The organism is Novosphingobium beihaiense, from assembly GCF_022832375.1.
Taxonomy (GTDB): domain Bacteria; phylum Pseudomonadota; class Alphaproteobacteria; order Sphingomonadales; family Sphingomonadaceae; genus Novosphingobium; species Novosphingobium beihaiensis.
In genome coordinates this window covers 1-14,286 of sequence record NZ_JALHLG010000016.1, presented here as the reverse complement: position 1 = coordinate 14,286, position 14,286 = coordinate 1, and the positions used below count along the sequence as shown (strand labels likewise).

At 62.6% G+C, this 14,286-nt stretch carries 14 protein-coding genes; 9 read left to right on the top strand and 5 right to left on the bottom strand.

All coding sequences use genetic code 11. The features are described from left to right. Positions 1-20: 20 nt before the first annotated feature. Positions 21-731, bottom strand: a complete 711-nt coding sequence (locus tag MTR66_RS12350; RefSeq protein ID WP_243921441.1) for a TetR/AcrR family transcriptional regulator — start codon at positions 729-731, stop codon at positions 21-23. Between the two features lie 450 nt (positions 732-1,181). Here MTR66_RS12350 and MTR66_RS12345 point away from each other — a divergent pair, with 450 nt between their 5' ends. After that, the gene (locus tag MTR66_RS12345; protein WP_243921439.1) at positions 1,182-2,333 is read left to right on the top strand and encodes an acyl-CoA dehydrogenase family protein; all 1,152 of its coding nucleotides are present in this window, start codon (positions 1,182-1,184) and stop codon (positions 2,331-2,333) included. Positions 2,334-2,413: 80 nt separating this feature from the next. On the opposite strand, the gene MTR66_RS12340 is transcribed toward MTR66_RS12345, so the two are convergent. From MTR66_RS12340 to ligK, 3 genes are all read right to left on the bottom strand, one after another. Further along, positions 2,414-3,289, bottom strand: coding sequence for an amidohydrolase family protein (locus MTR66_RS12340; RefSeq protein ID WP_243921437.1), 876 nt, complete (start codon positions 3,287-3,289; stop codon positions 2,414-2,416). Positions 3,290-3,383: 94 nt separating this feature from the next. After that, the gene (locus MTR66_RS12335; RefSeq protein ID WP_243921435.1) at positions 3,384-4,457 is read right to left on the bottom strand and encodes a 4-oxalomesaconate tautomerase; all 1,074 of its coding nucleotides are present in this window, start codon (positions 4,455-4,457) and stop codon (positions 3,384-3,386) included. After that, a complete protein-coding gene (ligK, locus tag MTR66_RS12330; RefSeq protein WP_243921434.1) occupies positions 4,457-5,128 on the bottom strand; it encodes a 4-carboxy-4-hydroxy-2-oxoadipate aldolase/oxaloacetate decarboxylase in 672 nt (223 codons plus the stop codon). The genes MTR66_RS12335 and ligK overlap by 1 nt, the downstream gene beginning before the upstream one ends. Positions 5,129-5,231: 103 nt before the next feature. Between ligK and MTR66_RS12325 the strand changes: the two genes are divergently transcribed. From MTR66_RS12325 to MTR66_RS12290, 8 genes are all read left to right on the top strand, one after another. Beyond that, positions 5,232-6,419 carry a LysR family transcriptional regulator gene (locus MTR66_RS12325; RefSeq protein WP_243921432.1) on the top strand — a complete coding sequence of 396 codons (1,188 nt, stop codon included), beginning with the start codon at positions 5,232-5,234 and terminating at the stop codon, positions 6,417-6,419. A 106-nt stretch (positions 6,420-6,525) separates the two neighbouring features. After that, on the top strand, positions 6,526-7,371 hold the full coding sequence (locus MTR66_RS12320) for an NAD(P)-dependent oxidoreductase (RefSeq protein WP_243921430.1): 846 nt from the start codon (positions 6,526-6,528) through the stop codon (positions 7,369-7,371). Between the two features lie 3 nt (positions 7,372-7,374). After that, a complete protein-coding gene (locus MTR66_RS12315; protein ID WP_243921428.1) occupies positions 7,375-8,400 on the top strand; it encodes an amidohydrolase family protein in 1,026 nt (341 codons plus the stop codon). Next, positions 8,397-8,807 (top strand): protocatechuate 4,5-dioxygenase subunit alpha, encoded by a 411-nt coding sequence (gene ligA / locus MTR66_RS12310; protein ID WP_243921426.1) that lies wholly within the window; start codon positions 8,397-8,399, stop codon positions 8,805-8,807. The genes MTR66_RS12315 and ligA overlap by 4 nt, the downstream gene beginning before the upstream one ends. Before the next feature lies 1 nt (position 8,808). Beyond that, on the top strand, positions 8,809-9,654 hold the full coding sequence (locus MTR66_RS12305; RefSeq protein WP_243921424.1) for a class III extradiol dioxygenase subunit beta: 846 nt from the start codon (positions 8,809-8,811) through the stop codon (positions 9,652-9,654). Between the two features lie 83 nt (positions 9,655-9,737). After that, on the top strand, positions 9,738-10,133 hold the full coding sequence (locus MTR66_RS12300; protein ID WP_243921422.1) for a hypothetical protein: 396 nt from the start codon (positions 9,738-9,740) through the stop codon (positions 10,131-10,133). A gap of 41 nt (positions 10,134-10,174) precedes the next feature. Beyond that, positions 10,175-11,134: a Gfo/Idh/MocA family oxidoreductase gene (locus MTR66_RS12295; protein WP_243921420.1), complete on the top strand. Its 960-nt coding sequence runs from the start codon at positions 10,175-10,177 to the stop codon at positions 11,132-11,134. A 2-nt stretch (positions 11,135-11,136) separates the two neighbouring features. Next, positions 11,137-12,123, top strand: coding sequence for an aldo/keto reductase (locus MTR66_RS12290; RefSeq protein WP_243921418.1), 987 nt, complete (start codon positions 11,137-11,139; stop codon positions 12,121-12,123). Between the two features lie 115 nt (positions 12,124-12,238). On the opposite strand, the gene MTR66_RS12285 is transcribed toward MTR66_RS12290, so the two are convergent. Beyond that, positions 12,239-13,780 (bottom strand): BCCT family transporter, encoded by a 1,542-nt coding sequence (locus tag MTR66_RS12285; protein ID WP_243921416.1) that lies wholly within the window; start codon positions 13,778-13,780, stop codon positions 12,239-12,241. Between the last annotated feature and the right edge of the window lie 506 nt (positions 13,781-14,286).

The following is a 14,286-nucleotide window of genomic DNA, read 5'->3' as shown; positions in this document are numbered from 1 at the left end:
ATGCCGGGCCGCGGGCCCGATCAGATCCAGGGGTCCTTCCACCAATCGGCAAAATCGGGAGCCAGCCCTCTGATCTGGGCCGATTTCTTGCGCACGAGCGAGGCAGCACGTTCCGCGGGGACACCAAGGCCATGCAGGATCATCACGCTCAGGCTCTCGACATATTCGCGGCGGCGGTCCCCCGTCTTGTGAAGGTGACGAATGGCCTCGAACATCGAGCCCAGCGCCATGCTGATCGCCGCATCGGCATTGGCGATGCTGATTTCGCCTGAATCCGAAGCCGCCTTCAGATCCTTCGCGACATTGCGGGCAAAGTCCGTATCCGGATCGAGCTGCACCACGCGGGAAACGAACGTGGCCCAGCGCGGGTCCGTGACGCTGCGCATCAGGAATAGCTGCAGCCCCATCGTGATCCGTTCAAGAGCGCTGTCTCCATCGAACATGGCGGCCAGACTGTTGACCATCTCGTCCAGCAAGACCTCGCCCAGCGTCCCAACGGCATCCTGAACCGAATCGAAGTGCTTGTAGAACGTCGCGCGGGAAACCCCGGCGGTGCGGCACACATCCTCCACCGAAGGCATGCTGAAATCCACGTTCGCCGTGCAGGATGCCAGGATCGCGTCCTGCAAACGCGCGCGCATGCGTTCACGCCGCTCCCCGGCGACACGCACACGGTGATCCTGCGGCTTGGCTTTCTCCGCCCCTGTCATTTCCCGGTCCACCGTATGCATGGAGGAAATCATCCTTTCGCGCCCGGCTCCGGCGCTTTCAGACTTTCTATGGCACCACCCGGCCAACGTGCAAATCCAGCATAAAAGTATGCACATAGCTCATTCTTTACAGACACCCAAGCGCACCAAGATCGACAAATATAAACTTTATTTTCAATCTATTGAAAAAGACACATACTCAAGAAGAACCCTGAATGTTGACAGGACGCTCCCGAGACACATACTCATAACATACAAACTGTAAATTATGATTCGGCATGTCTGCAACGGCGGATTCGGCGCAGGCATGCCATGGGGATGAGAGGATGTGCGGCAGGCGCCGGCTCGATGCCGCTTGCTTGCGCCTGCCGGTATCCGGCGCCCCCGGATACCCTCTTCCCGCAGCCTTTCATGCGTGCAGCCCCGAAAACGGGTGCACGCGCAGGACAACCGGAAACGTGGGAGATTGGAATGCCGGCAACTGACAGAGAACTCATCGAACGGGCGCGTGCACTGGCCCCCGCCATTCAGGCGCGCTCGGCCGAGGCTGCCCGAATGCGCAGACCGCATGACGATTCCATCCGCGAGCTTGTCGAGGCGGAGATCATCCCGATGTTCGTGCCGAAACGCTGGGGCGGATCGGAAGCGAACCTGCAGACGATGTTCGAGGTGGTCCGGGCGATCAGCGCCGCATGCCCTTCGACCGGCTGGATCGCCGCGTTCTACATCATGCACAATATCTATGTGACGAAATTCCCCGGACAGGCACAAGAGGAACTGTTCGGGAAACGCGGCTATGTGCTGCTTCCCGCGGCATCGGCGCCCGACATGTCCGCCCGCAAGACCGAGGGCGGATGGCGGGTCAGCGGGCGCGCGCTGTGGGGATCGGGCATCGTGCATGCGGACTGGGTCATGATGTCCGGCAATGCCGAGGACGGGCAGCGCGCGTTCCTGATGCCGGTGGAGGACGTGGAGATCCTGGACACCTGGCATTTCACCGGAATGTCGGGAACCGGCAGCAACGACTATGCCGCGCATGACGTGTTCGTGCCCGATCACCGCACCGTCCCCATGAGCGAGTTTTTCGAAGGCGTCAGCGAAGGCACGAAGCTGCATGACAACCCGTTCTATTCCATCCCCTTTTTCATCGCCGCCTACTGCACCATCCTGCCGGTCCTGACAGGCAGCCTGGAAGGCGCGCTGACGGCATACGAAGCGATCGTGGAGCGGCGGGTGCGCAACCACACCGGAACCGTGGTCAAGGATCAGCAGCACGTGCACATAACGCTTGGCGAATTCCAGATCGCCTCCCGCGTGGCACAGGATCTGGCGCGCGGCGTCTATGACCGTTCGGCCGCGATCATGCACAAGCGGCGCTTCACGCTGGAAGACCGGCTGGACACGAAAGGGATCGTGGCCTTCGTATCGAACCACTGCCGCGACACCGCGAACCGGATGATGACCGTCTGCGGCTCTTCCAGCTTTCACAACGATCAGCCCCTGCAGCGTATCTGGCGCGATCTCAACACGGTGTGTTCGCATGCGTTCTGGGACTGGGACGTCACGCGCGAACTGTGGGGACGGCGGCACCTGGACCTGCCGCTGAACAATCCGCTCGTCTAAAAAGCCGCCCCGGCCGGCAAAAAAGGAGGGAGAGCAGCCAGGCCGCTCTCCCTCTTGCACAGTCAGGGTTCCGTGAAAATCTACAGCTCTTCGGGCCAGTACAGCCGCATCGGATTGGCGACGAGCAGCTTGCGCTGAAGCTCCGGCGTGGGCGCGATGCAGGGGATCATGTCGACGAGATGGCCATCGTCAGGGATCGCATCCTGCATGTTGGGATGCGGCCAGTCGGTGCCCCAGAGCACGCGGTCCTGATAGTCCGCCACCAGCGGCGCCACGGCTTCGGCGAAAGCGTTCCATGGATCGCCTGCCGGATCGAGCCGGTCCGGGCAAGTGGCCTTGAACCAGATATCCTCGCGGCTGTCGAGCAGGCGGCGGAAGGCCTTCATATCGGCGCCGTCCGGGCCCTGCGTCACATCGGGGCGGCCCATGTGGTCGATCACCAACGGCACGGGGATCGCATCCATGAACGGGCGCAGCTCCTCCAGAATGTCCGCCTCGAAATAGATCACCACATGCCAGCCTTCGGGCAGGCGCCGGCTGACTTCGAGGAACTTGTCCCTGGGCGCATTGTCGACAAGGCGCTTGAGGAAGTTGAAGCGGATGCCGCGAATGCCGCCTTCGTGCAGGGCAGCCAGTTCCGCCTCGCCGATCGCGGGATCGACAACGGCGACGCCGCGCGCCTTGCCGCCCGACTGCGCAATGGCATCGAGCGTGGCGGCATTGTCGGTGCCGTGACAGCTCGCCTGAACGATCACGTTGCGCGAAAAGCCCAGATGATCGCGCAGGGCGAAGAGCTTATCCGGCCCGGCATCCTCCGGCAGGTACTTCGCCTTGGGGCTGAAAGGAAACTGCGCCATCGGCCCGAAGACGTGACAGTGCGCGTCCACCGCACCGGGCGGCGGGGTGAAGGCGGGTTTCGATGGGCTGGCATGCCAGCTGGTAATCCGTTCAGACATTTATCTCATCCTCGCCAAAACGCGCTTCGACAAGCTCAGCACGAACGTTTTTCCATACTTGGCAGGCTCCGTTCAGGACGGACTTGCCAAAGCATCAGACATAGACGGTTCCATCCATCAGCTTGCGCGCGGTGCGCAGGAGAGCCGCGCTGGTGACGGCACCGGAGCCATCGGTTTCCAGCACGCAGCTCATTTCCCCGGTGGGATGTTCGACCGAAAGCATCTTGCGCGTGCCGTCGGGCACGGCAGCCACTTCGGCGGCGGGCGAACCTTCGATCAGGCACGCCGTGGCGACCGAAACGGCGCCAAGCACGCCGATCGTGGCGTGAGCCCGGTGCGGTATGAAACTGCGCACCGTCACGGCCCCGCCACTTCTGGGCGGCGCGACCAGCATCATCTTGGGCACGGACTTCTCACGCACATCGCCCAGATTCATGCGCTCGCCCACAGCCAGGCGGATGGCCTCGATCCGGGCCTTGAGTTCGCTGTTGGCATCAAGGCTTTCGCGATCCTCGTACCCGGTCACGCCCACGTCCTGCGCCTTCATCACCACGCAGGGCATTCCGTTGTCGATCAGCGTAACCGGTACGCCGTTGACCACTTCCACCGCCTTGCCAGTGGGAAGCAGCGCGCCGCACATCGAACCGGCCGTATCGCGGAATTCCACCGGGACCGGCGCATGGGTTCCGGGCACGCCATCGATCGCGGCATCACCCGTGTATGTCACTTGCCCGCCCGGCGTCTGCACGGTCGCGACGGCAACCTGCCCGGTGTTTTCCATGAAGATGGTCACGCGCGTCTCATCGCCGGTGGGCGTGACAAGGCCGCGCTCTATAGCGAAAGGCCCAATCCCCGCGAGGATATTGCCGCAATTCTGCGCGTCCGACACCAGAGGCTGATCGACGAAGACCTGCAGAAACAGGTAATCGGCATCGATCCCCTTACGCGCCGACTTGCGCACGACGGCAACCTTGCTGGTGAGCGGATCGGCTCCCCCCATGCCGTCTATCTGGCGCGGGTCGGGAGAGCCCATCACCCGCAGCAGAAACGCATTGCGCTCTGCGGGATCGGGGGGGAGATCGTCCGCGAGGAAATAGCCGCCTTTCGACGTGCCTCCCCGCATCCACATGACAGGTGCCGACAGAGTCATCGAACGTGCTTCAGGCATCAGATGTACTTCAAACCAGCCGCCTCAAGGCGTTCGCGCATCTTGTACATATCCAGCCCCAGGATGCCGGAAGCCAGTTTCTCACGCTTTTCGGCTTCATTGGCTTCACGCGCCTGCGCCTTGGCAAGCACATCGGCGGCCTTGGCGCGCGGGACCACGCAGACGCCATCGTCATCGGCCACCACCACATCGCCCGGCTGCACCGCCGCGCCCGCACAGACCACCGGCACGTTGACCGAGCCCAGCGTGTTCTTGACCGTGCCTTGCGCGAAGACCGCCTTCGACCAGACGGGAAAGCCCATCTCCGTGAGATCGCGCACGTCGCGCACACCGGCGTCGATCACAAGCCCCCGGCAGCCGCGCGCGATGGCGCTGGTGGCCAGCAGGTCTCCGAAATAGCCATCTTCGCACGGTGACGTGGGGGCCAGAAGGAGAATGTCTCCTTCCTTCAACTGCTCGATGGCAACGTGCACCATCCAGTTGTCGCCCGGCGCCGAACTGATCGTTACCGCCGAACCGGCGATCCGCGCACCGGAATAGATCGGGCGCATATAGCTGGCGAGCAGGCCGGTGCGCCCTTGCGCCTCGTGCACGGTGGCCACGCCGCAAGCGGCAAGCCCGTCGATCACGGCCGGATCGGCCCGTTCGATGTTCTGGACGACGACACCCATGCTTCCTGCTCCATTCTCGTGTTCTGCCCGAGATGGGCCCGGGGCGCGGGAAGCGGAAAGAGAAACTTTGGAGAAGCTATAGGTTTTCGCTAAGAATGCAGAAATGGAAATCTGGCAGTTCAATCTGCGCCACCTGCAAGCCGTGGCGAAAATCGTGGAACTGGGAACGGTGAACGCTGCGGCGGAAGCCGTGAACCTGAGCCAGCCAGCAATAACGCAGGCGCTGGGCAGGCTGGAAAAGCAGATCGGCCTGCCGCTGTTCGAACGCTGCTTCAACGGCATGACGCCAACCGATGCCGCCCGTCTGCTGGCGCCGCGCATCGAAGCGGCGATGGGTCACCTCAACAGCCCGCATGTCACCATGTCCCGCCTGCGCGCGCTGCTCGCGCTGGCTGATCAGGGGAGCTATGCGGCGGCCAGCAAGATATCCGGCCTGGCGCAGCCCTCGATCCACCGGGCAGTTGCCGATCTGGCCACGGCCATGCGGCGGCGGCTGGCCGAACGGCGCGGCAAGGCGGTCGTGCTGACCGATGCCGGCCAAGGCGTGGTGCGGACTTTCCGGCTGGCCCGCATCGAGCTGGAAACCGGCCTGTCCGAGATCGAAGCGCTCAAGGGGCGCGAGACGCGGCGCATCGCCGTGGGGGCCATGCCGCTGTCGCGCGCCCGCGTGCTGCCGGGCGCCGTCACCCGCTTTATCCGCAGCCATCCGAAGGTCCGGCTCCACATTGCCGAGGGATCGCGCGCCGAACTGGTGGAGCCTTTACGCCAGGGCGCGCTCGACCTCATGATCGGCGCGTTGCGCGAGCCGTTGATGGAGGAAGATCTCGTACAGACGCCGCTGTTCGAGGATCTTCCCGCCGTTTTCGCCCGCGCCGGTCATCCGTTGGCCGGAAGCGATCCAAGCCCCGCAGAACTGGCCCGCTATCCCTGGGTCGTGCCGCAGCACGGCACACCCTTGCGGGACAGTTTCGAACGTTTCTTCGAAAGGGCCGGCGTCCGCCCCCCGGCCGTGCCGATCGAATCCGGATCGGTGATGATGGTGCGCCAATTGCTGGTGGGCAGCGATTTCATGACGATGCTCTCGCCGGATCAGGTTTCCGTGGAGCTGGAGGCAGGCTGGCTCGTGCAGCTTGCCAGCCTGCCGCCGGGCCTGGGCCGAACCATCGGCATGACCTGCCGCGTATCCTGGCGCCCGACCGAAGTCCAGCGCGCCTTCATGGACGATCTGCTGGCAGCCAGCGACGTTCTGCCCGGAACGCAACAGACAAACTTATCGCCCATGATCAGCTGAAATAGGCCCCTTCCCTAGACCACATCCAACATAATTAGTCAGTGCTTATCACTCGCTGGCAGTTCCGATTGGCCATTCGGAGCAGCCCGGCGCACCCCTCGCCGTCATGGAGAGACTTGCGCTGATCGGATTTGGTGAAGCAGGATCGACCTTTGCCTCTGCGGGAAACTGGGCTTCATCCGCACGCTCGTTCGACATCCTGCCTGAACGGAAGGCTGTCATGGAAAACATGGGCGTGACGCCCTGCGACAGCCTGTCCGAGGCGCTGGACGGGGCGGACATGATCCTGTCGCTGGTGACGGCCGATGCCGCCTTGGACGTGGCTCGCGATACCGCCGCGCATATCGCGCCAGGCGCTCTCTTCTGCGATATGAACTCGGTCGCCCCCGGCACCAAGCGCACGGCGGCCGAAGCGATCGGCGCGGCAGGCGGGCGCTATGCCGATGTTGCCGTGATGGCGCCAGTACGGCCCAAATGCCTTGCCGTGCCGCTGCTGCTTTCCGGCCCCCATGCGGCGGCTGGACAAGAAGCACTGACCGCGCTCGGCTTCACCGATCTGCGCGAGGCAGGCGAAGATGTGGGGCGCGCTTCCACGATCAAGATGCTGCGCTCGGTGATGTACAAGGGCGTAGAGGCGCTCACCGCCGAATGCCTGATCGCTTGCGAGCGGGCGGGCGTGACCGATGAAGTCCTTTCCAGCTTCGGCAACGACTGGGCCACCGGCGCCGACTACCGTTTCGACCGCATGCTCGTGCACGGGATGCGCCGCGCCGCCGAACTGCGCGAAGTGTGCAAGACTCTGGAAGGGCTCGGCCTGCCGCCGTCGATGAGCCGCGGCACCGTCGCCTGGCAGGATACGCTGGGCAGCCTGGCTGTCTCTCCGGTGCCCGAGGGGCTTCCGGCCAAACTTGCCGCCATCGCCAAGGCAGATACATTCAAGGGAGAAGACTGAGCCATGACGCTCGTGATCGATTGCCACGGCCACTACACCGTCCTGCCCAAGGCGCACGAGGACTGGCGCGAAGCCCAAAAGGCGGCCTTCAAGGACGGCAAGGCGCCCCCGCCCTACCCTGACATCCCGGACGAAGAAGTCCGCCGGACGATCGAGGACAACCAGCTGCGCCTCGTCAAGGAGCGCGGTGCGGACCTGACGATCTTCTCGCCGCGCGCCTCGGCCATGGCCCCGCATATCGGCGATCAGGGCGTGGCCGCCGAATGGGCCTTTCACTGCAACAACCTGATCTACCGGGTGACACAGCTTTTCCCGGACACTTTCGCGGGCGTGTGTATGCTGCCGCAAAGCCCGAAAGCAGACCTTGCCGCTTCGGTGAAGGAACTGCGCCGCTGCGTCGAGGAAATGGGCTTCATCGGCTGCAACCTCAATCCCGATCCGGGCGGCGGCCACTTCGAGCATCCGCCGCTGACCGACGAATACTGGTTCCCGCTCTATGAAGCGATGTGCGAGCTGGACGTGCCCGCGATGATCCACGTCTCGGGATCGTGCAATCCGGCGATGCACGCCACCGGCGGCTATTACCTCGCCGCCGATACTGTGGCCTTCATGCAGCTGATGCAGGGCGATCTCTTCGCGCAGTTCCCCAAGCTGCGCTTCATCATCCCGCATGGCGGCGGCGCGGTGCCTTATCACTGGGGACGCTACCGGGGCCTGGCGGATATGCTGAAGAAGCCCTCGCTCGACGAATACATCATGAACAACGTGTTCTTCGATACCTGCGTCTATCACCAGCCGGGCATCAACCTGCTGGCCGACGTGATCGACAACAAGAACATCCTGTTCGGCTCTGAAATGGTCGGCGCGGTGCGTGGCATCGATCCCACCACGGGCCACTACTTCGACGACACCAAACGCTACATCGACGCTCTCGACATCACGGATGCGGAACGCCGCGCGATCTTCGAAGGCAATACCCGCCGCGTGTTCCCGCGCCTCGATGCAAAGCTGAAGGAGCGCGGGCTGTGATACATCACAAGGACATCCACGAATACCTCGCCGATTTCGAGGATATCCCCGGCACGCGCGTCTACACCGCCGCGCGGGCGCGCAAGGGCTATCACCTCAACCAGTTCGCGATGAGCCTGATGAAGCCGGAAAACCGCGAACGCTGGAAAGCGGACGAGCGTGCCTATCTGGACGAATGGCCGATGAGCGAAGAGCAGAAGCAGGCCGTTCTCGACCGCGATTACAACCGCCTGCTCGATCTGGGCGGCAATATCTATTTCATGGCCAAGGTGTTTTCGACCGACGGGCTCAGCTTCGTGCAGGCCGTCTCGACAATGACGGGCATGAGCGTCGAGGACTATCAGGCGATGATGAACGCAGGCGGCCGCTCGCCCGAAGGCCAGCGTTCGATCAAGGGAGCCTATTGAAATGGCCCGCATCACAGCCGGTATCGCCTCCAGCCATATCCCCCTGCTCGGCGTCGCTGCCGATCAGGGCAAGGCCGGGGAAGAGTATTTCAAGCCGATCTTCGCCGGGTACGACTGGACGCGCGAATGGATCGCGCAGCCCGAAAACAAGCCCGATGCCGTGGTTCTGGTCTACAACGACCATGCCAGCGCGTTCGACATGAAAGTGATCCCGACTTTCGCAATCGGCTGCGCCGAGCGTTTCGGCATTTGCGACGAAGGCTGGGGCCCGCGCCCGGTGCCGGACGTGGAAGGGCATCCCGATCTCGCCTGGCACATCGCCCAGAGCCTGATCCTCGACGAATTCGACATGACCATGATCAACGAGATGGAAGTCGATCACGGCCTCACCGTGCCGCTCACCATGATGTTCGGCGCGCCCGAAGCATGGCCGGTCAAGGTGATCCCGCTTGCCGTCAATGTCGTGACCTACCCGCCGCCCTCCGGCAACCGTTGCTGGGCGCTGGGCGAGGCGATCGCGCGGGCCGTCGATTCCTTCGGGGAAGACCTCAATGTGCAGATCTGGGGCACCGGCGGCATGAGCCACCAGCTTCAGGGGCCACGCGCGGGGCTGATCAATGCCGAGTGGGACAACCGGTTCCTCGACATGATGACCGGAGACAGCGACGAGGCCCGCTGGATCCCGCATATCGAATACTTGCGCGAGACCGGATCGGAAGGGATCGAAATGGTCATGTGGCTGATCATGCGCGGCGCGCTGGGCAAGAAAACCAAGTGCCTGCACCGGCACTACCACGTCCCGTGCAGCAACACCGCCATCGGGCATCTGGTTCTAGAACCAGACTAAGAATTTATTACTCTCGTCCGTCTCTAAAACAGGAACAAAACTGTATAAGCGGCTGATTGCCGGATGGAGAAGGAGAGGGTTCGATGGTCAAGAAAGTTCTGCTGATCGCTGTCCTGGAAGAAATGGAGAGACAAGAAAAGAAACTGGAAACATTGTTCGAGACACGGCCCGAGGACTGGCAGGAAATCTACACGTCCACACGCCGGCAGATAAGGCTTTGCATCATCGAGATGATGAATCTGGCGCAAGACCATCTGAACATGAGCGAGGAAGACGAACGGAACCTGCGCGAAGTTGCGGAGACCTTCCGCTGGCGGGTCGAGAAGCACCAGGAACGCTGGCCGGTCGAGAACATCAATCTGGATGACGAGCTTTGCGTGGATTCCTTTCGCAAGGTCCGAAGAGCATCCACCGAATTCAAAGCCGTCGTGCGCGCGCTGATCAATCACTATCGCGCCGACGAAGACAAAATACCCTGAGGCGGCCCGCCGGCCGCCCGCAGCACGAACAGGAGACTGACATGCGCATTGCCCTTGCCGGCGCCGGCGCCTTTGGCGAAAAGCACCTTGACGGCCTGAAGAACATCGACGGTGTGGAAATCACCTCGATCATCAGCCGCACGGGCGAACAGGCCGCGGCCGTGGCCGAAAAGTACGGTGCGAGGCACAGCTCCACCGAACTCGCCGATGCGCTGGCGCGCGACGATGTCGATGCCGTGATCCTGTGCACGCCCACGCAGATGCACGCGCAGCAGGCCATCGCCTGCATGGATGCGGGCAAGCACGTTCAGGTGGAAATCCCGCTGGCGGACAGCTGGGCCGATGCGCAGGCCGTGGTGAAGAAGCAGCAGGAAACCGGCCTCACCTGCATGGTTGGCCACACCCGCCGCTTCAACCCTTCGCACCAGTGGGTGAAGAAGAAGATCGATGCGGGCGATCTCACGCTGCAGGCGATGGACGTCGAAACCTTCTTCTTCCGCCGCAAGAACATGAACGCCAAGGGCCAGCCGCGTTCCTGGACCGATCACCTGCTGTGGCACCACTCGGCCCACACCATCGACATCTTCCAGTACATGACCGGCAGCAAGGTGGTGGCCGCCAACGTGCTGCAGGGGCCGAAACATCCCGAACTGAGCATCGCCATGGACATGTCGATCCAGATGAAAACCGAAGCCGGGCAGATCCTGACGCTGGCCCTCTCCTTCAACAACGACGGGCCGCTCGGCACCTTCTTCCGCTACATCGGCGATACCGGCACTTACATCGCCCGCTACGACGATCTGGTGACCGGGCGCGAGGAAGCCATCGACGTGTCGCAAGTCGATGTCTCGATGAACGGCATCGAACTGCAGGACCGCGAATTCGTCGCCGCCATCCGCGAAGGGCGCGAGCCCAACAGTTCCATCGGCTCGGTGCTTGACTGCTACCGGGTGATCGGCGAACTCGCCGCCAGTCTGGAACAACAGGACGGCTGGTCTTGACGATGAAGCGGCAACTCGCGAACCATGCTCTCAATCCCGTCGGGCTGGGCTGCATGAATGTGGCCTGGGCCTATGGCAATGCCCCTTCGCGCGCGGATGCCGTGGCGCTGTTCCGGCATGCGCTGGACCAGGGCTGCGCACATTTCGACACAGCCAATATCTACGGCGGCGGCACTTCCGAGGAGATTCTCGGCGAAGCGATCATGGACCGGCGCGGCGAATTCTTCCTCGCCACCAAGACCGGCATCGTCGTCGACGGCCCGCGCCGGGGAATCGATTGCAGCCCCGAAGCGATTACCGCCTCGCTCGATGCCAGCCTGAAGCGGCTGGGCACCGATCATGTCGATCTGTTCTACATGCACCGCTTCGATCCCAAAGTGCCCATCGCGGATTCGGTGGGCGCCATGGCCCGCGCGATCGAGGCGGGCAAGATCGGGGCCTATGGCGTGTCCGAATGGTCCGCCGCGCACATCCGCGAGGCGCATGCAGTCCATCCGATGGCCGCGGTGCAGACCGAATATTCGCTCTGGACGCGCAATGTCGAACTGGGCGTGCTGGAAGCCACGAAGGAACTGGGCATCGCGCTCGTCGCGTTCTCCCCGGTCGCGCGCGGCGCGCTGGGCGGGGAGCTGACCGATACCGGAACGCTCGCCGAAAGGGATCTGCGGCGCACGCATCCGCGCTTCCTCCCGGGCAACTGGGAAAAGAACCTCGAACTGATCGGGCAGTTCAATGCTCTGGCGGCCGAAGCGAACGTGGCTCCGGCGCAGCTCGCGCTATGCTGGGTTCTGTCGCGCGGAGAGAACGTGCACGTGATCCCGGGCACGCGCTCCATCGGGCATTGGCGGGAGAACAACGCCAGCGCCGGTCTGGAGATAGATCCGGCCCTGCTTGAACGCGCGGGCGCCCTGATCAATCAGCGGACTGTCAGCGGCCATCGCTATCCGGAAGTCATGCGCAACACGATCGACACCGAGGACTTTGCCTGAGACACGATCGCTGACCTCGGAGCGCCTTTCACAACGGCGCCTGCGGACAGCTTTGAAGTAAAAAGGGCCGGAGGCTTTGCTGCCACCGGCCCTTTTTATCGAGCTATGCCCAACTCTATTCCTGCCTCTTGGCATGGTCAGCCTTCACCACTTCGTGCTGCAGCATTTTCACAAGGCCGAAGCATATCCCCAGCAAGACGATGGCAAACGGCAGCCCGGTCACGATCGCGGCCGTCTGCAAGGCCCCCAGCCCACCGGCATAGAGCAGAGCGCCGGCCAGAATTCCGATCGAAATCGCCCAGGTCACACGCGGCACGAAGCGGGCTTCGTGGTGGCCGCCGGAAGCGATCATGGCCGTCACCAGAGCCCCGGAATCGGCGGACGTGACGAAGAAGGTCGCGACGATCACGATCGCCAGCCCCGAAGCGATCTGGCTAAACGGATAGTGCCCCAGGAAGGCAAAAAGCGCATCCGGCATCGACGCGCTGACCGCTTGGGAAAGCCCTCCAGCCCCGAACAGTTCGATGTGCAGCGCGCTGTCACCGAAGATCGTCATCCACGCAAACGTGAAAAGGCTGGGAACGAGCAGCACCCCGGCAATGAACTCGCGCACGGAGCGGCCATAGGAAATGCGGGCGATGAAAATACCAACGAACGGCGACCAGCTGATCCACCAGGCGTAGTAGAACAGCGTCCAGGCACTCTGCCAGTCCTCGTTGGTGTAGCTCTCTGTCCAGGTCGAGAAATAGACGAACCGCTGAACGTAGTAGCCGATGTTCTGGATGAAGCTGTCAAGCAGGTAGACGGTAGGCCCCAGCAGGAACACGAAAAGCGCAAGGCCAAGCGCGAGCAGCATATTGGCCTCGGAAAGCCGCTTGATGCCGACATCGAGCCCCAGCGCCACCGACAGTGTGGCCAGGCCTGTGATGACAACGATGATGATGGCCTTGACCATGCCACTGTCCGGCACGCCCGCCAGCAACTGAAGCCCGGCATTGATCTGCGACGCACCGAAGCCAAGCGAGGCCGCCACGCCACACACCGTTGCCGTGATCGCCAGCACGTCGATAAGATCGACAAGCAGGGTCGGAATACGCGGGAAGGCCGCCTGCAGGAACGAACCGATGCTCAGCGGCAGACGCTTGTTATAGGACACATAGCCCAGGCCCAGACCGATGATCGCATAGACGGCCCATGCGTGCAGCCCCCAGTGCAGGAACGTCAGCCCCATCGCGTGCTGGGCGTTGCGGGCTAGCCCTCGCGGCAGCGTGGCCCCGGGATCGGAGAATGCGGAGATCGGCGGGTTGGCGAAGTGCATGACCGGCTCCGCCACGCCGTAAAACAGCAGCCCGATGCCCATGCCCGCGCTGAACAGCATCGAGAACCAGCTAAGCGCACTGTAAGCGGGCTTCGCGTCCGGACCTCCCAGCCTGACATGCCCGAGCCGGGAAAAGGCCAGGTATCCGCACGCGACCAGCAGGATGTTCACCGTCCCCACCAGCAGCCAGCTGAAATTATGCGTTGCCCAGGACTGGATGGCCTGGAACCGCGTTGCAGCGGCGCTCGTATCGAACAGCGCGAAGGCGATAAGCAGGCCGATAGCCGCAATCGCACCGAAAAAGACCGTTGGTTTGAAGTCCGCAATGGGACTTGTCACGTTTTCAGGTTGACTTGCCACCTGGATAGACCCTCAAGTTTTCCGCCTATGAATTACTTCCTTATTCTTGATGCATGGAAATAACTACAATAGACAATTATTTAAGTAATTCTGAACACGCGGATTATCACGAATGAATTCCGGGAGAACAAGGATACGCTATAAACGCCTTATGCATGGTGTTGTGATTATGCAACGTCTCAAATCGATATATCGCATATCGGGCACAAACCGTTTGACCCCCGCCCACCGATTGCTACGCGTTATCCCCAAGGGCAACATATCTCAAATATGCCCTTCGGTATTGTGGCGCTTCGGCACGGCTGGAGCGCCTATTGACGCATCTGCGTCAACTCGAACCGCGTATGAAGCAGAACAAGGGGTTATACATGCTCAAGCATTGCAGTGGCGCGTCCATCGGCGCGCTGGCAATCGCGATCGCCGCGCCCGCCATGGCGCAACAGACAGACGCATCGAATTCCGGCGGTGTTGGCGAGATTGTCGTC